Annotated in this window: 18 protein-coding genes; 13 read left to right on the top strand and 5 right to left on the bottom strand. The window is 43.2% G+C overall.

The annotated features are described in order from the left end of the window. Positions 1–236: 236 nt before the first annotated feature. The 5 genes from BLR82_RS05355 (at position 237) to BLR82_RS20755 (ending at position 4232) form a co-directional block, all read left to right on the top strand. Positions 237–1715 carry an aldehyde dehydrogenase family protein gene (locus BLR82_RS05355; protein ID WP_074597928.1) on the top strand — a complete coding sequence of 493 codons (1479 nt, stop codon included), beginning with the start codon at positions 237–239 and terminating at the stop codon, positions 1713–1715. A gap of 12 nt (positions 1716–1727) precedes the next feature. Further along, positions 1728–1907, top strand: coding sequence for an H-type small acid-soluble spore protein (locus BLR82_RS05350; RefSeq protein WP_074597927.1), 180 nt, complete (start codon positions 1728–1730; stop codon positions 1905–1907). A gap of 189 nt (positions 1908–2096) precedes the next feature. Continuing rightward, positions 2097–2798: an ABC transporter ATP-binding protein gene (locus tag BLR82_RS05345; protein ID WP_245693648.1), complete on the top strand. Its 702-nt coding sequence runs from the start codon at positions 2097–2099 to the stop codon at positions 2796–2798. Then, on the top strand, positions 2795–4060 hold the full coding sequence (locus tag BLR82_RS05340; RefSeq protein ID WP_074597926.1) for a hypothetical protein: 1266 nt from the start codon (positions 2795–2797) through the stop codon (positions 4058–4060). The genes BLR82_RS05345 and BLR82_RS05340 overlap by 4 nt, the downstream gene beginning before the upstream one ends. Then, entirely contained in the window at positions 4044–4232 is a 189-nt protein-coding gene (locus BLR82_RS20755; protein WP_139186891.1) for a hypothetical protein, read from the top strand. The genes BLR82_RS05340 and BLR82_RS20755 overlap by 17 nt, the downstream gene beginning before the upstream one ends. Positions 4233–4468: 236 nt before the next feature. On the opposite strand, the gene BLR82_RS05335 is transcribed toward BLR82_RS20755, so the two are convergent. Next, entirely contained in the window at positions 4469–5959 is a 1491-nt protein-coding gene (locus BLR82_RS05335; protein ID WP_074597925.1) for a peptide MFS transporter, read from the bottom strand. A gap of 267 nt (positions 5960–6226) precedes the next feature. On the opposite strand from BLR82_RS05335, the gene BLR82_RS05330 reads away from it, so the two are divergent. The 4 genes from BLR82_RS05330 (at position 6227) to BLR82_RS05315 (ending at position 10764) form a co-directional block, all read left to right on the top strand. Then, on the top strand, positions 6227–6790 hold the full coding sequence (locus BLR82_RS05330; RefSeq protein WP_074597924.1) for a beta-class carbonic anhydrase: 564 nt from the start codon (positions 6227–6229) through the stop codon (positions 6788–6790). Positions 6791–7103: 313 nt separating this feature from the next. Then, positions 7104–8072, top strand: a complete 969-nt coding sequence (locus tag BLR82_RS05325) for a C39 family peptidase (RefSeq protein WP_245693647.1) — start codon at positions 7104–7106, stop codon at positions 8070–8072. 351 nt (positions 8073–8423) lie between these two features. Further along, complete coding sequence (locus BLR82_RS05320) at positions 8424–9812, top strand: bifunctional metallophosphatase/5'-nucleotidase (protein ID WP_074597922.1); 1389 nt, start codon at positions 8424–8426, stop codon at positions 9810–9812. Continuing rightward, on the top strand, positions 9805–10764 hold the full coding sequence (locus BLR82_RS05315) for an aminoglycoside phosphotransferase family protein (RefSeq protein ID WP_083334714.1): 960 nt from the start codon (positions 9805–9807) through the stop codon (positions 10762–10764). The genes BLR82_RS05320 and BLR82_RS05315 overlap by 8 nt, the downstream gene beginning before the upstream one ends. Here BLR82_RS05315 and BLR82_RS05310 read toward each other — a convergent pair. Further along, on the bottom strand, positions 10761–11675 hold the full coding sequence (locus BLR82_RS05310) for a phosphotransferase family protein (RefSeq protein ID WP_074597921.1): 915 nt from the start codon (positions 11673–11675) through the stop codon (positions 10761–10763). The genes BLR82_RS05315 and BLR82_RS05310 overlap by 4 nt on opposite strands. After that, on the bottom strand, positions 11668–13455 hold the full coding sequence (locus tag BLR82_RS05305) for an SgrR family transcriptional regulator (RefSeq protein ID WP_074597920.1): 1788 nt from the start codon (positions 13453–13455) through the stop codon (positions 11668–11670). The genes BLR82_RS05310 and BLR82_RS05305 overlap by 8 nt, the downstream gene beginning before the upstream one ends. Before the next feature lie 100 nt (positions 13456–13555). Here BLR82_RS05305 and BLR82_RS21255 point away from each other — a divergent pair, with 100 nt between their 5' ends. The 4 genes from BLR82_RS21255 (at position 13556) to xylE (ending at position 17211) form a co-directional block, all read left to right on the top strand. Continuing rightward, a complete protein-coding gene (locus BLR82_RS21255) occupies positions 13556–14230 on the top strand; it encodes an MFS transporter (protein WP_245693646.1) in 675 nt (224 codons plus the stop codon). Next, positions 14230–14790, top strand: coding sequence for an MFS transporter (locus BLR82_RS21250; protein WP_245693645.1), 561 nt, complete (start codon positions 14230–14232; stop codon positions 14788–14790). The genes BLR82_RS21255 and BLR82_RS21250 overlap by 1 nt, the downstream gene beginning before the upstream one ends. 91 nt (positions 14791–14881) lie before the next feature. Then, positions 14882–15664, top strand: a complete 783-nt coding sequence (locus BLR82_RS05295) for a class I SAM-dependent methyltransferase (protein WP_074597919.1) — start codon at positions 14882–14884, stop codon at positions 15662–15664. A 149-nt stretch (positions 15665–15813) separates the two neighbouring features. Then, positions 15814–17211 (top strand): D-xylose transporter XylE, encoded by a 1398-nt coding sequence (gene xylE, locus BLR82_RS05290; protein ID WP_074597918.1) that lies wholly within the window; start codon positions 15814–15816, stop codon positions 17209–17211. 73 nt (positions 17212–17284) lie between these two features. Here xylE and BLR82_RS05285 read toward each other — a convergent pair whose 3' ends face one another. Together BLR82_RS05285 and BLR82_RS05280 are read right to left on the bottom strand one after the other, a co-directional pair. Then, positions 17285–18067: a cytochrome c oxidase assembly protein gene (locus tag BLR82_RS05285; RefSeq protein WP_342721222.1), complete on the bottom strand. Its 783-nt coding sequence runs from the start codon at positions 18065–18067 to the stop codon at positions 17285–17287. 1 nt (position 18068) lies between these two features. Continuing rightward, a complete protein-coding gene (locus BLR82_RS05280) occupies positions 18069–18554 on the bottom strand; it encodes a DUF2243 domain-containing protein (RefSeq protein ID WP_074597916.1) in 486 nt (161 codons plus the stop codon). Between the last annotated feature and the right edge of the window lie 300 nt (positions 18555–18854).

The following is an 18854-nucleotide window of genomic DNA, read 5'->3' as shown; positions in this document are numbered from 1 at the left end:
TATTTAGAGGGAAGGGGGTTGCTCCATGAGTGTCAAACTGATGGAGCAACCCCTTTTTATAATGTACTGAGGTTCTGAACGGTGGGTCGAACGGGGGTCAGTCCCTCTGTGAAAAATTCACAGAGGGACTGACCCCCGCAACACCCAGACATTATGAAAAGGGTGAATGGCTGTAGGATTGTTGCGAATACTAGGAATATTGTTTTGGACTTTACTGGGAAGGAAGTGTAGACAGAATGACTGATAAGCAGATTGTGATTGATGCGATAATTAATGGGGAAAAGTTTAAGGCTGAAAAACAGGCGCCCCGGGAAAATCCGGCGAGACCGGATGAAGTTGTCGGATATGCCCCCGTTAATACACGGGAGGATACCGTCCGGGCAATTGATGCTGCCCATGATGCTTTTCCATCCTGGGCAGAGTCTGACATGCCAGATAGAATTAAGCGGATGCGGACAGCGATTCAGCATATAAAAGATCGCACACCTGAGATAGCTGAATTGCTAAGTCGTGAGCATGGGAAGCCATTATATGATTCAAAAGGGGAAATAGGAGTTTCCCTGGCATGGATGGAGTTTGCCTGCGATAATGTAGCGGAAGTCCTGGAAAACGAAGTCCAAAAACACGAGGGTGGAAAAACAATCATCGCCAAGGATGCGATCGGTGTTGTCTCCGCTATATCACCGTGGAACTATCCTATATCCCTTTCTACCATAAAAATCGCTCCCGCTTTGCTGGCCGGTAACACAATGGTCTTGAAACCAAGCCCACTGGCTCCGCTAGCCGTTAGTGTGGTGACTGAAATCATTGCAGATGCTTTTCCGCCAGGTGTTCTGAATTTAGTTCATGGTGAGGCAGATGTCGGAGTGGAACTTACTTCAAATCCTAAAGTGGCCAAGATAGCCTTTACGGGCGGCACGGAGACTGCGAAGCATATTATGAAGGCTGCTGCAGATACAATCAAGCACATGACTTTGGAATTGGGAGGGAATGATGCCGCGATTGTTCTGAAGGATTTTGATGTCAATGACGAGAAAGCCATGCGCCGTCTAGTCATATCCAACTTTCTTACCGCTGGACAAATATGCATGATTGCCAAGCGTGTATATGTTGATCGGTCCATTTATGAGCAATTTGTCGAGAAATATATTGAAGCAGCCAATAAATGGATACGAGTGGGAGACCCATTTGGTAAGGATACGACCATCGGCTCGGTGAATAATAAAAAGCAGATGGAGTTTGTGCAAAGTCTGGTGGATGATGCCAAAAGCAAAGGTGCCAAAGTAGTAAAGCTTGGCAAAATTCTCGATCAGGATTTGTATGAAAAAGGGTACTTTATGCAGCCGACTGTAGTACTGGGTGCCGGTTATGACGATCCAATCGTGGTAGAAGAACAATTTGGCCCTACTGTACCAATACTGCCGTTTGATGATGATCAGCATGCAATCGATTTGGCGAATGATAGTATTTTTGGCCTGACCAGTTCAGTTTGGGGAGAAGAAGAACATGCCGTGAAAATTGCCAAACATATTCAAGCAGGAACAACGATGATCAATACAGCAGCAGTGCAGGGGCTCGATGTCCGTTTTCCATTTGGCGGGGTGAAACAGTCGGGAATGGGACGTGAATATGGAAAAGAAGGGATTCTTGCCTATACCGATACCCATGTGATAAACATACCTGATGAACTCGATCTCCCATATATACCCGAATAAGGAGGAAAAGTGATGGAAAGCCAACGTGCAAAAGCGATTAGACAGTCACAAGATTTAATCAAGGTTACCTATCAGGGAAATCCGGTTTACATTCAAGAAGTTGACGAACAGAACGGAACCGCACAGGTTTATGCCTTGGAGAATCCAGAGAGTAAGCAGCAAGTATCAATTGAACAACTACATGAAAGTTGAATTGTTCTCAAGCTTGCAGAGGAATACTATGTTTCTCTGCAAGCTATTAATTCCTGGATAACCATAACCTTTAGAACCCCTCCTGTTATTTTTCAAAACTCGCTAGACATGGGACTGCTCTATTTTTGACATAAAACGAAACCAATCTATGTAATAAAACGTAAATCAGTTAAACCAAAAGGAGGGCAGGTGATCTGGTTGCAAGGATTACTGGTAGAGGAGGTTTCCGTAGAAATAAATCGGGAGCCGATTCTGCAAAACATGTCATTCTATTTAGATCCTGGTACCATAACCGCTTTAATCGGTCACAATGGAGCGGGAAAGTCTACCATCATGAAAACATTGATTGGACTGCAGGAGAGGAAAATGGGCAAAATTGTATTAAACGGTGTCTCTCAGGAGGAAGATTTTCTTCCCTTTAAACAAATGTTATCCTACATACCCGAAGAGCCTTTTCTACTTCCGGAACTAACCGCTATGCAGCATTTTCAACTTTATGGCCGAAGTTATCAAATCGATGAGCAGGAGCTAGTGGAGAAGGTTGATTATTTATCCAGAAAGATGGAAATAACCGATAAACTTGATGAGTTTCCCGAATCCTTATCAAAGGGAATGCGGCAAAAAGTACAGACGATATGTGCATTGCTTCCCGAGGTCCCGTTATTACTTATTGATGAACCCTTTATGGGGTTGGACATCTATGCTTCCGAATTTTTAGCAGAAGCGGTGAAAGAGAAGGCTGAACAGGGAACAATAATTTTACTGACTTCCCACCAATTGGACCGTGTCCAGCAGTTAGCCGATCATTTTATCATGCTACAGCATGGAAAGGTGGTCGACCATGGAGATATAAACAGCTTTCAAGTCCTGAAACGGAGATTTTCAGAATGACTGGGTTCGAAAATGCCTGGAGTGTTTATCGATATGTGAAAAGGCATCGTTTCAGAAAGAAATCAAAGCTGTACAAGCTGGCCTTCGGTGTAAGCTTTGATGTGACTATATCAATCTATTTAGGAGCATTCCTACTGTTTGGATTTTTCATCTTACATGAAACGTTGCAAGAGTCAGCTGATAGAATTCTTCAGTTGCAATCATTTGTTACAGCCAATTATCTCAATCTTGTTCTCGTCCTGTTTGTGCGTCCTGTTATAACCTCTTTTACCAGACCAGGGGTGCTATTCTCGAGTGCCGAATTGAAATTAAGCATGCTGCCATTTTCCAAACAACAACTCTGGCAATATTGTATAGGCGAGAGGTTGCTGAAAACCACGGCTGTTTGGGTGTTTCTTGCCGGTTTTATCGCTTTTATTACGCCGCTTGCTTTCGATTTTGTCATGATGACAGCTGGTTTGATCATTTTGATGGATGTGTTAATGGCAGTCCCTCAGTGGCGACTGTTCCAAAGACATTTTTTAATAAAGTTGATGACAAGCACAGCAATTGTCGTTATGGCTGCAATTGTCAGGTTGCTTAGTATGTATGTCGGCGGTTCGGCTTGGTGGATGGGAGTGCTGTTTGTATTCCTTGCAGGTACAAACATCTTGCTGCTAAAAAGAGCGACCGAGTCCGTAAACTGGTCGAAAGTCGTGCAGACGAATGATTTGATCATCTGGAATATGTGGTTTATTAACAAAATGTCGCAAATGGAAATAAAGCCTCCATCTAAGCAGGGGTGGATTCAGCAATTATTCACAAGTAGAGTGAATCGTAAAAGATTTGATTACTCCAACCCTGTCAGAATTTATCGAAGGCTCTGGAAAAACTATTTATTGGAACAGAAAGAAGCGGTGATCCGTACGATTGGCAGTGTCTTGATTCTATTAGTGCTTCTTGGTACCCGCAATGATTGGCTGTTTGGGTTTGGAATAGCGCTGGCCATCTTTTTATTTGTGCAAATGGCTTCCAGTTTTTTTTTTCGGTGGCTTCGGCAACAGGCTGGTTTATTGTTTGCCTTGGGAGTTGAAGCAGTGGAAGCGTGGATTCTTCTATTGGTTTGCACGTACGGCACTACTTATATCTCCAGTGCTTATACTGTGCTTACTTATGTTACAGGAGCAGCCTTGGTGGTTACCGGTTCAATTATGGTTCTATACCGTTTTAACAAGACGATTTTTTCATTATCAAATGGAAATCAGGATGTCGGTTTTAGCTAGAACAAAACGCCAAATGCCCGCAGATCAAACTTTATTGGTTTCCTTGTTATTCTGTCTAGCTGCAATCAGTATTGCTTATCCATTTGTATCTGTTATCGGTGTGGCCGTGTTAGGCTGGAAACAGAAAGAATATGTTTTGCCGGCTGGAAAAGGTGGGAATATGTATGGATAGTCATGTAATGGCTCTTTTTCCAAATATTTAGTCGCTGGATAAACAGGAATATAATTGGGCAAATAATTGATTGTTTATATGATTGCCTTGAAAAAATCCCCTCCGTTGGGGAAAGGAAAGTCGTCAGAAAACCGGAGTTACATAAAAAGCGGCTCAACGCTGAGAGCGCCAAGCCGCTTTTGTTAACAATTATCAAAAAATTCATTGTGTGGACAGTTAATAAATATACGCTGTTGTTACTTGACACCTTGCATTTTCTTTTGAATGACAGGCGAAAGCAGGAACAACAACAAGCTTAATACTAAGGCAGATCCACCGATGATACCAAAGTAAAGTGTCTCGGTTTCGTCTGTGTAGAATTTGACAATTTGTGCGTTGATCGCTTGGGCTGCTGCATTGGACAGGAACCATAGGCTCATCGTTTGAGCTGAGAAGGCTGCAGGCGCCAATTTCGTGGTGGCTGACAACCCTACTGGTGATAAGCACAATTCACCAAGCACCACGATAAAGTAACTTAGTACCAGCCATAATGGATTGACTAATGCATCTCCGCTTAAAGCTCCAGGCACAAGGATGACGATGAACGACAAACCGGCAAACAACAGACCTAAAGAGAACTTCTTCGGTACGGACGGCTGGCGATCACCAAGCTTGACCCATAACCAGGCAAATGCAGGTGCCAGGAAAATGATGAACAATGGGTTCAGTGACTGAAACCAAGCCGGAGAAATATCAATACCTGCAAATTGTAGTTGAGTGCGCTGATCGGCATAATTAGCCAGGATTGTCGACCCTTGTTCTTGAATTGCCCAGAACATTACCGAAGCGATGAAAAGGGGAATATAGGCGATAATCCTTGACCGTTCCACAGTTGTTGTTTTCGGACTACGGTACATGACCACAAAGTATATAGTAGGAATCAAAATACCAAGCACGCCGATCAATCCGATAAACGTATCAAAGGTAAGCAGTCCCATTGGAATGGTAAAGGCGATAAGCACAATGACCACGATAGCAGCCAGTACCATCCATTTAGTGAATTTTTTCATTTCTTCCGCGGATAAGGGATTACCAACATAGTTTCCGGCAAGACCAAGGTTTTTCTTTCTCGTAAAGATATAAACCATCAATCCACAAAACATTCCGACTGCGGCTATACCGAAACCGAGATGAAAGTTAACTTCTGTTCCGAGTGTTCCGACAATTAACGGAGCAAGAAAACCTCCTAGATTAATACCCATGTAAAAAATACTGAAGCCGGCATCGCGACGCTGGTCTTTCTCACTGTAAATCTCACCGACCATGGTAGAAACATTCGGTTTCAATAAACCTGTTCCCAGGACGATCAGTACCATTGAGACAAAGAACAATGTAATGCTACCTGGAATTGCCAGGGCAATATGTCCGAACATAATCAAAATTCCACCGTATAAAAGTGCTCTTGAAGTACCGAGAACTCTATCGGCAAGCCAGCCTCCAATTATACCCGACATATATACGAGTGATCCGTAAATAGACATAATAGCAAGCGCAGTGCTTTCCGGCAGTCCTAATCCGCCGCTGGATACTTCGTAGTACATGTAGAATACGAGAATCGCCCGCATTCCATAGTAGGAAAAACGTTCCCAAAATTCAGTAAAAAATAGCGTAAATAAACCTTTCGGGTGACCAAAAAAGCCTTTCTGAGGTACGCTGTCCACAATTTTCTGTTTTTTCTCGCCAGTCATAAGCAACCTCCTTTTATTACCTTTACCATATTATTTCTATCTAGTTAAAATGTCAAAGTAAAAATCAGGCAATAGCTTTAGATTATTGATATGGCAGGGATTATTTTTCATAGGAAGATGATAGAAATAGAGGTTTACGGTCGAAAGGATCGATTGATGGCACCTGATCCTTTGCAAAATTAATGAAGTCATTACCTATTTATTTTATTTTTTTTGAAAGACCTTTTATAATTTATCTAGTACATATAATAGAAGAGAGGGACTAAAATGAAGTTATTGGAAGAAATTTTGGCGCACAATGAAAAGTTTGTCGGAAACCAGGACTATGAAAAATATCAAACAGACAAGTTTCCGAATAAGAGGGCGGTCATTATCTCCTGCATGGACACCCGCCTTGTGGAACTGCTTCCCCAGTCGATGAATATCGGCAATGGGGATGCGAAAGTCATTAAAACTGCTGGAGCAATCGTAGGCGATCCGTTTGGCAGCGTTATGCAGAGCATACTCGTAGCTGTTTATGAACTGAAAGCAGACGAGGTATTCGTTGTCGGTCATCATAACTGCGGCATGTCCAGTTTAAACGCTGAAGCGATGTTGGACAAAGTGAAAGAGCGAGGAGTAAGTGAAGAAACATTGGCGACATTGGAGCATTCCGGTGTAAATCTAGATCAATTTTTACAAGGGTTCGATCGGGTGGAAGACAGTGTCAAGCACAGTGTCGAAACCATCAAACACCATCCGATGCTGCCTTCCGATGTACCGGTGCACGGGTTAGTCATTGCACCTGATACCGGAAAGCTAGACGTCGTGGTTGACGGATACCAGCAATAACCGAAAAAAAGCCATTCTACTGAGGTGTTTCAGTGGGATGGCTTTTTTAATTTTGATGAAGCTACAGAGTTGAACATATCATTTATTTTAAGGGTTTTTCTATTTATCCAAAAGACTAATCCAGCCAAGTGAGTCATCCGCGAAGGAGTTTTTATAAAATTTGGAAAAAGGGTGGAAATAGATAGATAACTATTATAGTATAAATGGGGGAAGGATATTCTTTTATTACCATTAAAATAGTAAAATAATACTATTTTAAAACCGTTGAAATTGAGGCTGCGAGAATAGAAAGATAGCAGAGAGGATTTTTTTAGTGGGGAAATACGTTAGGAAGTTAATGATTGTATGTATGGTGTTTATGCTTTTTATGACTAGTTTCTGTTTTTCTAAAAGTAAACGCATTCAGGCATCAGGAGTTCGGATAAAAGGAATACCGGTTTTTGATCAATACCCCGAACTTCCAACAGGCTGTGAATCCACAGCGTTGGCAATGCTATTAAATTGGGGCGGAGTCGATATAAGCAAGTTTGAAATAGTAGAAAGGCTGCCGAAAGGGAGTAAGGTCAGAGAAATAGATGGACAAGCTGTGGGAGCAAATCCCGACTTTCAATTTGTTGGCGATCCATACTCGGAGGAAGGCAGCTTTGGGGTTTTTGAAGGACCTATCTTACATACGATTGATCAGATTATGCCTGGAAGGGCAGTTGATTTAACAGGGAAAAGCTTTCAAACGATTTTGGATGTCATCCAGACTGGAAAGCCTGTAATGGCATGGACTACGATTAATCAGCAAAAAACCTATCATAGTATTTCATGGGTAGATGAAGAAGGCGAACAAATAGATTGGTATCGTTATGAGCATGCGGTTGTTATTGTTGGATTTGATGAGGATCATGTTATCGTCAACGACCCCTACACTGGTCAAGAGGAAGTATACGATCGGGAACTATTCAAGGAAAACTGGCGATCAATGGGAAGAAGATCGGTGACCTTGAAAATGGATGACAAAGATCTCCAACCGCCAGAAGAACTGGAATGGAAAAGTTTCTCGCAACCAAGAAAAACGGCCAGCAAATCTAAAAAAGGTAACGAATCTTCTGCGGTGTTAATAAAAGGAGAAAAAAACCCGCGAAGAAGTAATATAAAAGAAAAAAGCAAGAATAGAAAGGTGAAGAGTAAAACAGTAGAAGAAAACGCATATACTAATCAATCCATATCGTTATGGAAGCAAATAACGAATACTAGAACGGTAGCTATCAATGCCTTGAAAATTTTATGGTGAAGTACAGGAAAGCGGTCCCCTTTTAACAAAGAAAGGACCGTTTTTTAGCAGGAATTTGGAAGGTTTTTGCGAATTATTAGAAGGATAGGCCATTATATGCTTTGTTGCTTTCGTCTAAGTAGAGAGAAACTGCTACACAACTTTCCAGTGACTTCCACCTATCCTTTACAGGTTGAGTGGCAATTCAGCAATGCGGAAAAAAACACTCTCTTTCCGCAGCACCGCATTTCACCTCAACGAGGGAAAAATGGTAGAAAGTCTCTTTAACGTTACACTGCAGTTTTGATCTTTTATGCAATAGTAACCGTATTTAAAAAGTAGCCACCATAACAGCAATAAAGGGGGATATTGATGAAGCTTAAAATTATACATACCAATGATGTGCACAGTCATTATGACAACTTTTCCAGAGCTGTGTCACTGATCCGACAGCATAAGGATAAACATACTTTACTATTGGACGGCGGGGATTTTGCCGATTTTAAAAGCATCGAATTACAAGGAACTAAAGGAATGGCAGCGATTGAGTTGTTGAGCGAGGCCGGATACGATGCATTGACCATTGGAAATAATGAAATATTCAACGGCATGGAAACACTTGAGTATATGGCAGGGAACAGCACGGTACCTTTTATCAGCAACAATCTTTTAAAAAAGGATTTGGCACCGATTGAGGGAGTGGTTAGTAGTACGATCATCGAAAAAGATGGCCTGCGTATATTAATTACCGGTTCATCGCCAAATTTGGATGAATTCAACGACGGGCTCGGTATCCATGTATCCGATTATAAAACAGCATTGCAAACAGAATTGGAAAGGAAGCGTGGATTATTTGACCTTTGTGTGGTTTTAAGTCATATCGGCACAGCCGCAGATCAAAAGCTTGCTGAAGAAATCGAAGGCATTGATGTATTGATATCTGCGCATGACCACCAGCTTTATACCGAACCCAGGGTGATAAATGGCACGATTTGCAATAGTGCCGGATCGTTTGGCGAACATGTAGGCGTTCTCGAGTTAACGGTAGAAAACGGAAAAGTCACCTTGACCGACAGTAGCATGCTCTCGACAGATAAGGCTGAAGCATCCAGTAGGATAGCCGATATATTAGCAACAAATAAAGAAAAGGGAGTCAAAAATTTAAGTCAGCCCCTTTACACATTGAAGCAGCCACTATGGCATGATGTAGTAGAGGAAAACCCGTTGGCGAATTTAATCGCCGACGGGTTGAAGGATTTATTGCAGACCGACATCGGATTGATCAATAGCGGTATCGCACATACAGGTATATTTGAGTACGTATCGGAGAAAAAACTGATCGAAACCTGTCCTTCTCCATTAAATCCGACGACATTTGAGATAAAGGGAAAAACTTTAAAAGTAGCATTGGAGCAGTCACTGGATGCTCAGGTTTGCCTGGCAGATGGCAGAGGACCAGGGTTCAGAGGCAAATATGCAGGAAGGCTTCATATTTCCGGAGCTACCGTATTGCATGACGGCTATCGTCTCATCAAGGTCTCCATTACCGGGCGAGAAATCGAGGATGAAACATGGTACACAGTGGCTAGCTCAGATTATTTACAACGAGGATCAGGTTATCCGGTTTTGGCCGATAATCGTAATCCTGTATTCAAACCGGAATACATCCGTAACGTCATCCGAGAGTATGCTGCCAAACCAACCTTCCTGAAACAAACGACAAACGGACGCTGGATTAAAGGCGCTGATATTCTTGTTTGAAAACAGAGGGGACCCTCCCCCCTTCCAGCAGGATTTTGTCAAAAACGTTAAGCATCACTTTAAACAGGAAGGCGAAGCATGGCTGGAACGACTGCCGGAAATAATCAAACAATGTGAGCAAATTTGGCAGCTGGAGATGAAGGAACCATATGTACTGTCAATCAACTATGTCGCACCAGCAGTTAGAATAGATGGAAGGAAATTGGTCGTAAAGCTGTCGATTCCCGGTGAAGATTTTGCTTATGAATTAGAAGCACTTCGGCATTTGGAATCTCCGGCAATCGTCCAATTGATAGATTTTGATGAGAAACTGGGCGCCCTTCTTTTAGAACGGATTGAACCGGGTGTAACGCTGGCTGAGGTGGAAGAGGAGGACAAAGCTTGTCGGATTGCGGCGGATGTGTTTGAACAGCTGATCAGAGAACCTCTGGGAGAAACAGCGCTCCCGACCACAGAGGACCGGGAAGCATCCTTGGCAAAGATTATTGCCGATTATCCTAAGGGATGTGGGCCGATTAGCCAATCGGTATTGCTGGAAGCACAGCGTACTTTTCACCGCTTACACAGTACAAGGAAAAAGCAATGGGTGTTACATGGTGATTTCCATCACTACAACGTCCTTCAAAGCGGGGAAAAGGAGTGGAAAGCGATCGACCCTAAAGGCTTGATTGGAGAGCGGGAGTATGACTTGGTACAATATTTACTTAACAAGCTTCCAGAAGAAAATCCTGTCTCTGTCATCGACCAACGGATAAAAATTTTTACAGATATCCTAAAGCTGGATAAACAGCGTTTGGTGTTATGGGGATTCTGCCACAGCGTATTGGCTACCTGCTGGACGGTTGAGGAAGATGGCAATTACCACCGTCCGTTTTTCCAGACGATCGCTGCTTTTCGGCAGATTCATCAAAACAATTACAGGCGCGATATCGATGAGGCGAAAATCCGTTAATTGAAATAATGGTATTTAGAGTCTTGCATCTTTCTTAATCGCTTGAATCTTTCCAGGGCAGTCGGCCAATTCACCGACTGTCCTTGTTTTACCTGATATAATAATTCATGAAAAACGGGCTGGAGACCGTAAAAATTCTGGATACGTTCGAAAAGATGTTCACCAGGCTCCATTCCTGAATAATACCGCAGGACCTGGCTGGTAAAGGCGGGTCCGAAATCCCAATAAAATCCGGCGAAATCAAAGGCCGGATCCCCATATTGAGAATCGGTGAAATCGATAATCCCGGTTACTAATCCGGATTTCTTGTTGAAGATAATATTGTCGGCGGATAAATCACCGTGTATCCAAGCCTTTTGAATCGTTTGTCCTTTCCCTTGTTCCAAAAAGGCATGAAAAAAATCAGATACCATTTGGCTATCTTCTTTCGATAAGTATGGAAATATTTGCTTTTGGACAGAAGCAAATAACCGTTGCCAATATTCGAGTGTATGAGTCGTGAAAAGGGGACTGGCAACTTGTTTGGCAGGAATTTGGTGAAGCTTACTGAGAAATTCACCAAGCAGCTTGGCACTCCTTTCCTTGGAAAATAGGGGATGATCCAAAACAGACGCTAAAGGCTCCCCCTCAATAAGCTGGTAATAGGTAGCAATGGCATTCCCTTGTTTATCCCGAATCGCTTGACAGGTGGGAATCTGGAGCGGCGGACTCGTATTCTCGATTGCCTTCAACAGGGCGATTTCCCGTTCGGTATGGCGGCGAACGGCTTGATGTTTGGGAAACCGGAAGACAAGCTTCTCATTTATTATGATAATGTCATGGTCCCAACCTGAATATTCAAAGCTGGTTGATTCAATGGTTAACCAAGGAAGATGTTGGCTAATGATGGATAACATCGTCTGTTCATTCATTCTCGATCTCCTTTCTTACCGATAAGGGGTTAAACCAGAGTTTTGTATAGTCAACCCAACCCAAAGCGTTTAGCTGAATGTTCTCAACGTTTTTTGGATAGATGGCAAACTGTTCTAAGCGGTATAAAAAAAGTAAGTGGTGATTGTTACACAACGCTGCTTCTTCTTGCTGCAATCGTTGAATATGCTCCTTCTCCGAAAGATTGTCTGAAACCATTCGTTGAATCCGTTTTCGATTTTGGTCAGGAATGTGGTGGGCTGGTAAACTGTGCGTTCCTTGAAAACAGGATAAATAAGTCTGAAGTCGACTTTCATCGGCAAGCTGCTCGCCTAGCAACATATCGGCAGCATCGAGATTTTGTCGCATTAGTTCTTCATACGGAAGAAAATGTAAGGTTACATCCACACCCGCTTTTGATAATTGCTGCTGAATCCATCTGCCATCCAATTCGTTTCCAGCTCCAGTATAACTATATAAGTGAAAGGTTTCCCCTTGATAACTGCTTGCATTGAGTAGCTCATGTACCAAAGCAGGATTTCTAAGTAACGAGGCGTCGTTTTCGGTATCGCGTAAAAGTCTGCCAGCTGGCAAATAACGGTTTCCCTGCAGTTGTCTGATCAATTCCTCTGGTTGTAATAAATGAAAAATAGCCTTGCGCAGCATTGTATCGGTAGCCAATCGCCCTTTATTCCCGTTCAGCGATAACAGTTTACTGCCTTGATCCAATACGGTTGTTTGTTGGAAGTTTGCTGTCGATTTAGAAGTGTAAGGATACTGGTAAAAATTGACTCGTTCACTTTCCACCACCTCGGAAGGTTGGTTGTCATACAACTCAGGGAAAAAATACATATTAACTTCATCCAGGAAGGGCCTGGTCCCGAAAAAATGTTCAAATGTCTTGAGCCTCAGTTGCGTAAGTGTGTTTTCGACAACCTGAAAGGGTCCTGTGCCTATTGGGATAGCGTCAGAATGATCCTCGGACGGTACAATGCTGCCGCCCATGCTTGTCGCAAGATGCAAAAAATGCGGCATTGGTTTTTCAAAAGTGAATTGTACGGTATAAGGATGAAGTGCTTCTGCCTTTTCCAGATTAGCTAAAATCCAATGATAAGCTGAGCATGTTTTCTGGTGACGAAGAAAACTGTAACATACATCCTCTGCAACTAATTCTTTTTCATTATGGAAGCGAACCCTTTTTCTTAACTGAAAAATCCACACTGTATAGTCGTGATTGTGGGACCAGGCATGCGCCAGCTCGGGGACATGTTTTTCGGCTTTTTCGTCATAACGGATCAGCCGATTGAATATATGTCGCATGATATGGTTTTCCGAGCGGCGATGAACCAGCATTGGATCCAATTTCGGCAGCGGCCGGTACGAAGGGAATTGGAGCCGGTCGATTGTATCGGGTGGTTTCGTATGGCCGCCATCAGAAGCAAAAAACAACCAGTCGACAAATAGTCGCTGTGTATGTTTGCTGATAGAAAACCGGTGTAAAAAATAGATTCCTTCTTCCATCGAAACAGTACTACGTTCTTTAGCCTCGGCGAGAATCAGTTCTTCCAGATCGGCCAGTAGCATAATAGAGGAAGTGTTTCCCCTTCCTTTACCTGGCTTCCAGACAATCCAGCCAGCTTGCTGCATACGGTGGATGATCAACTTGGCATTCCGCTCTGTACAGGATAGGCTTTTGGCCAGCATGCCGATGGTTATAGAATGGGCTTTTTCTTGGCCAGGCAATATGTTGTACAAAAGTTGATAGTGTTCCAACAATCTCATTTTGTCACCTCACTTGGGAAAGGGGGAAATATATTTGCCTTTATTATACACTTTTTTTCCTCTTTTTATTAGGTAGACTTTAAGAAGGGGAGGGGATTATATGAATAAGGGCAACCACAAGAAAAGATGGGGCGAAAAGAAACAAATTATCGGAATAGCATTTATTACAGCAGCAGCTGTTCTGGGAGATGCGATGTTGCTGATTGCGCTGCCGATATATTGGAAGGATGCAGGGCTTGTCTCCCTGTGGCAAGTAGGGGTGCTTCTGTCGGTCAACCGGTTTATCCGGCTGCCGGTCAATCCACTGATAGGTTTGTTTTATCAACATTTTCATCGACGTACCGGTATCATGATTGCAGTATGCTTAGCTGTAATAACGACAGCTTCTTATGGATGGATGGCGAATTTTTGGCTGCTTCTGCTCATGCGGGCAATATGGGGGATTTCCTGGTCACTTCTTCGGCTCGGTGGATATCTGTCCGTAATTGAGGCATCGAATGACAGCAATAGGGGCCAGTATGTCGGATTGTATAATGGATTATGGGGGCTCGGAGGATTGACCGGGATGCTTGCCGGTGGGATGTTGATTGACCAAACCTCTTTTCTGTTTACTTCCAGCCTGTTTGCTTTTATCGGACTATTAACAATTCCATTAGTATATTTCCTAGTACCGCCCAATCATCAAGATAGTCCCTCTACGTCTAGAGGACAGTCTGCTCAGATAAAGTGGGGATGGTCCGGCAGATATGGCTCGTGCTTGGAACAGGTTGTGTAGTGGGAATCATGGTATTTGGATTGTTCGCATCCACGCTCAGTCAATTGATTGCTGAAAACGTGTCGGAAAACTGGTCTGTAGGTGGATTTGCCGTTGGGGCGGCAACCATTGCCGGTGTTATACAGGCAATACGCTGGGGCTGGGATCCATTTGTCGCTCCATTGATTGGGAAAGCACTGAAGACAAGCCGAGTTATGGTAAAGACGTTATTGGTCGTACTGTTTTCCGGTGGGATTGTTTTCATATTCCTTGGAAATGCTGCTTCGTTGAGCGTTCTGTTACCTGCATTGTTGGTATTTCAACTCATATCTACTGCGTTTGTCACTACTTCCGATACAATGGCAGCCAGTACAGCGGCAAAGACGGATCGTGTGAAAATGATGACTGCCTATACCATTGTCGTTGATATAGGAGCGGCGATAGGACCGCTCATTTCCTTCTTTTTGCTGGATATAACAAGTATTGCGCTGGTCTACACACTGGCCGGAGGTCTCCTATTGGTAGTTGGTTTGAGCTGGCTGGTTGTGTATGTTCGAAACGGCAGCGTTTTTTCTACATAACGAAAGAAACTGCTAGGAGAAATAGCAGGTATTTAGAAAAAAATCCAGAATAAAGAGTGGACTGGAAAATGTAAAAAAGGAGTTGTAGGCGATGAACCATGCGAATCAACCGAAAGCGGATGTACAATCCCAATTCGGAAAAAATGCTGCCAATTATGTAACAAGTACGATCCATGCCCAGGGGAATGACTTAGAAAAACTGAAAGCAATGATCGACTGGACTGGCAAAGAGTCCGTCTTGGACATTGCAACAGGAGGCGGTCATGTGGCGAACGCACTGGCTCCACTGGTGAGGAGAGTGACAGCCGTAGATTTAACAACAGAGATTTTAGAAGTCTCACGTGATTTTCTTGAAAATAACGGACATACGAACGTGGAAGTTATGGAAGCGGATGCTGAACAGCTTCCATTTGCAGATGAATCCTTCGATATTGCTGTTTGTAGAATCGCAGCCCATCATTTTTCAACTATCACATCATTTGTACAGGAAACCTTTCGAGTTTTACAGCGAAATGGGACATTCATTCTCATTGACAATACAGCCCCGGAAGCCGATCGTTTTGATTTGTTTTATAATGAGATTGAAAAACGCAGGGATTATAGTCATCAGCGAGCCTTGAAAAAGTCGGAGTGGGTGCAGATGATTGAGGAGCAAGGATTTGAACTGGAGGAGCTGTATCGGTTTCCCAAGCAGTTTCAGTTTGAGAAATGGTGTAAAACGATGGGCTTGCCCGATGATGAAAAACGTGCCCTATCAAAAAAGATGCTTGAGGCGCCGGTGGATATTAAGCGGAAATTCCGTATCACAGCGGAAGAAGGGATGGTTTCCAGCTTTCAAGGGGAAGCGAGTCTACTCAGAGCATTAAAAAGATAACCCAAGGTTTTTTCGCAAAAAGAATAGGTCTTTATACTTAGTTTGTTTACTGGACAAACTAAGTAGCAATTGATAAAATACCCTTGAGAAAACGATTACAACAGAAAGGGGTGGAGACGGAGAGTTTCCGAGATACTTTCCGGCAGCAAATGAAAAATCATAAACAGCTTTATATTATTCTTGTAACCCTGGTAGCAACACTTGGAGGATTGTTATTCGGATACGATACTGCGGTCATTTCTGGTGCAGAGGGAGCATTGCAGGCTTATTTTGCCGATAATTTGAATCTCAGTGCGCTTGTCCATGGAGTAACGGTTTCGAGCGCCCTGATTGGATGTATCATCGGAGGGCTTCTGTCTGGCTACTTAGCCTCCAGCCTTGGTCGGAAATATTCACTTGTGCTGGCAGCTGTGTTATTCCTTGTTTCCGCACTAGGATCAGCATTTCCCGAGTTTTTATTTTTTACAAAAGGAGACCCGACGATAGCCTTGTTGGTGACCTTCAATCTCTATCGGATAATTGGAGGGATTGGTGTCGGACTTGCTTCTGCAGTATCTCCGATGTATATCGGCGAAATTGCACCTCCCGAAACGAGAGGCAGTCTTGTTTCCCTGAACCAGTTTGCCATTATTTTCGGCATGCTAGTTGTCTATTTTGTGAATTGGGGTATTGCCAAGGGACAGTCTGTCGCTTGGGTAAATGAAACCGGTTGGCGCTATATGTTTTTATCAGAGGCAATCCCGGCAGCGTTGTTTCTCTTCTTGCTCTTTTTTGTACCAGAAACGCCGAGGTACCTTGTTTCCAAGCAGCAAAATGAAAAAGCAAAGGAAATACTCAGCAAGATTTACGATAAAACTATGGCAAAAGCAACGATGTTTGAAATTGAAAAGTCCTTCGATGAAAGAAAGGCAAAACTATTCGCTTTTGGTAAAAGGATAATTGTAATCGGTGTTTTGCTATCTGTATTCCAACAATTTGTCGGCATAAACGTTGCGCTTTATTATGCACCCCGTATTTTTGAAAGCATGGGAGCCGCCCGGGATGCATCCATGTTCCAAACAATCATTATGGGAATGGTCAATGTCGTCTTTACCCTCATTGCCATCTTTACGGTTGATAAATTTGGAAGGAAACCATTGTTGATTATTGGTTCGATCGGTATGGCTGTCGGAATGTTTGGTGTAGCCGGAATGGCATTTTCTAATGCGATTGGGATTGGCACCTTGATCTTCATTATTATTTATACGGCTTCCTTTATGATGTCCTGGGGTCCGATTGTCTGGGTACTAATCGCAGAAATTTTTCCAAACAAAATCCGTGGTCAGGCAGTTGCAATAGCTGTCGCGGCCCAATGGGCAGCTAACTATTTTATATCTTCTACTTACCCATCAATGATGGAGTTCAGCGGTGGCTTGACCTATTCTTTCTATGGGTTGATGAGCGTTCTCTCTGCCTTGTTCGTTTGGAAAATGGTTCCCGAAACCAAAGGCCGTTCTCTGGAAGAACTGGAGTCGATTTTGGTAAGGAACAAGAGACATTCCGCTTAATGTATCCGGTTTCTAATTAAATAAGAATGAATTATGAACTGGCCATCCACCAAGACCATTGGTGGATGGTTATTTATTGGTAAATAGGATGACTAGCTTGCCGAGACCGTGGCCGGGCTGCCTGGAACCAGTGCAGGCAGACGAGAAAAATGAGGACTGCGTCAATAAAATCTCCTCCATAATACATTAGCATACTACCGGCCTCTGCCTCCGATGTGGATACATAGTCAGGCGGATTACCATAGAGATATTTTGCCAGGGTGGCGTGTCCTGCCAGCGCTGCTAGCAGGATACTGGCGCGATAGCGGTAATCGGTCCGGTGGGGTGTTGGATCGATATAGACCATGGAAGCAGTGAATAGATAACCGGCAATGAAAACGTGTAAATGGATAAATACGTGCAGCGGGAGATTTTGATGCATGGCTCCATACAATTCTGTCGTATATAATACCCAAAGTCCGCCGATGTTTAAAACGGTGGCAAATACCGGATCAGTAAGCAAGGAAAAAAGACGACATCTTAACAGCCTTGAAACACGTCTGGCACTATGCACAGGCAACGCACGGAGTAACAGCGTCAGTGGAGCACCAAGTACCATCAATAGCGGTGCAAGCATTCCTAACAGTAAGTGGCCGAGCATATGATGGAAAAAGCTATGATGAGCAAGCGATGCCAATGGTCCGGCGACAGCCAAACCTGCCAAAATACATCCAGCGGTCCAGCTGCACGTCCGAAAAATCGACCAAGAACGTTGACGTCTGGCCGAAAAGATTACTCCGGTTATATACATCAAACAAGCAAGAACGAAGGGAATCAACAGAAGCTGCTGTGCAACTATGGATAAAGAATGATGCATATTATTCATCCTCCTTTATTCTTTTAGGTCGTGTACGAGTGATCAGGAGCAATCCGGCCAACAACATGCAAAATGCTGTGACATTCCAGACAACGTCATAGGGAAGAATGTCAACATCATAGCGGATTTGGTGCAATTTCCACAGCTTATGTTGAATCGTTCCATCGTACAGTTGAAAGAGTCCGGCGCCTGTCAGAACGCCGCCAGACCAACGTTTGACATACCAAGCACTCCTACGTCGTAAATCCGCCACAAGAAACAAGCTGCCAATGGTAGCGAACCAGCTGAATGCATGAAAAAAACCATCAGAAACAAGACCGATATTCGTTGTAGCCTTATCATAAAAATGATGCCAATGAAGCAGCTGATGGAAAACAACCTCGTCAATAAAAGCAATCAAGCCTAAGCCGAACAGGAAACCGGACCATAAGTTTCGGGAAGCATATAGAACTGCAATCGGATAATCCATTTTTTTCACATTGTGCATAAAGCGATCCTCCTTTATGTATCAAAAGCACATTTTTATTTAGTTTGCCTTAACTTAGGGCAATGAAAACCTGTTAATTGATGTTTTAGTGTATTAATTACTACCCGAACAAAGAGATTGACGAAACCAGGGAGAGGACAGATCTTATAGTGGATAAGAGAGTTAAAACTCCTGTTTGTTAAGAAGAGCGATAATCCGGGAAGGAAGATCAACTCTCGCGAAGAAGAGCGATAATATGGGAAAGAAGATCAACAACAGGAAAAAGAAGAGCGATAATCCGAAAAAGAGGATCAACTTCCG

This window comes from Sediminibacillus halophilus (genome assembly GCF_900103695.1).
Classification (GTDB): domain Bacteria; phylum Bacillota; class Bacilli; order Bacillales; family Amphibacillaceae; genus Sediminibacillus; species Sediminibacillus halophilus.
The sequence above is the reverse complement of the archived record's forward strand: the minus strand, read 5'-3'. Positions and strand labels throughout refer to the sequence as shown.

Bases quoted from the DNA above. Each gene is read 5' to 3' on its own strand.
- BLR82_RS05330 (WP_074597924.1), top strand. From the start codon at position 6,227: ATGAAGTTATTGGAAGAAATTTTGGCGCACAATGAAAAGTTTGTCGGA.
- BLR82_RS20755 (WP_139186891.1), top strand. From the start codon at position 4,044: ATGTCGGTTTTAGCTAGAACAAAACGCCAAATGCCCGCAGATCAAACT.
- BLR82_RS05350 (WP_074597927.1), top strand. From the start codon at position 1,728: ATGGAAAGCCAACGTGCAAAAGCGATTAGACAGTCACAAGATTTAATC.
- BLR82_RS05310 (WP_074597921.1), bottom strand. From the start codon at position 11,675: ATGAATGAACAGACGATGTTATCCATCATTAGCCAACATCTTCCTTGG.
- BLR82_RS05280 (WP_074597916.1), bottom strand. From the start codon at position 18,554: ATGCACAATGTGAAAAAAATGGATTATCCGATTGCAGTTCTATATGCT.
- xylE (WP_074597918.1), top strand. From the start codon at position 15,814: ATGAAAAATCATAAACAGCTTTATATTATTCTTGTAACCCTGGTAGCA.
- BLR82_RS05305 (WP_074597920.1), bottom strand. From the start codon at position 13,455: ATGAGATTGTTGGAACACTATCAACTTTTGTACAACATATTGCCTGGC.
- BLR82_RS05295 (WP_074597919.1), top strand. From the start codon at position 14,882: ATGAACCATGCGAATCAACCGAAAGCGGATGTACAATCCCAATTCGGA.
- BLR82_RS05335 (WP_074597925.1), bottom strand. From the start codon at position 5,959: ATGACTGGCGAGAAAAAACAGAAAATTGTGGACAGCGTACCTCAGAAA.
- BLR82_RS21255 (WP_245693646.1), top strand. From the start codon at position 13,556: ATGAATAAGGGCAACCACAAGAAAAGATGGGGCGAAAAGAAACAAATT.
- BLR82_RS05355 (WP_074597928.1), top strand. From the start codon at position 237: ATGACTGATAAGCAGATTGTGATTGATGCGATAATTAATGGGGAAAAG.
- BLR82_RS05340 (WP_074597926.1), top strand. From the start codon at position 2,795: ATGACTGGGTTCGAAAATGCCTGGAGTGTTTATCGATATGTGAAAAGG.
- BLR82_RS05320 (WP_074597922.1), top strand. From the start codon at position 8,424: ATGAAGCTTAAAATTATACATACCAATGATGTGCACAGTCATTATGAC.
- BLR82_RS05285 (WP_342721222.1), bottom strand. From the start codon at position 18,067: ATGCATCATTCTTTATCCATAGTTGCACAGCAGCTTCTGTTGATTCCC.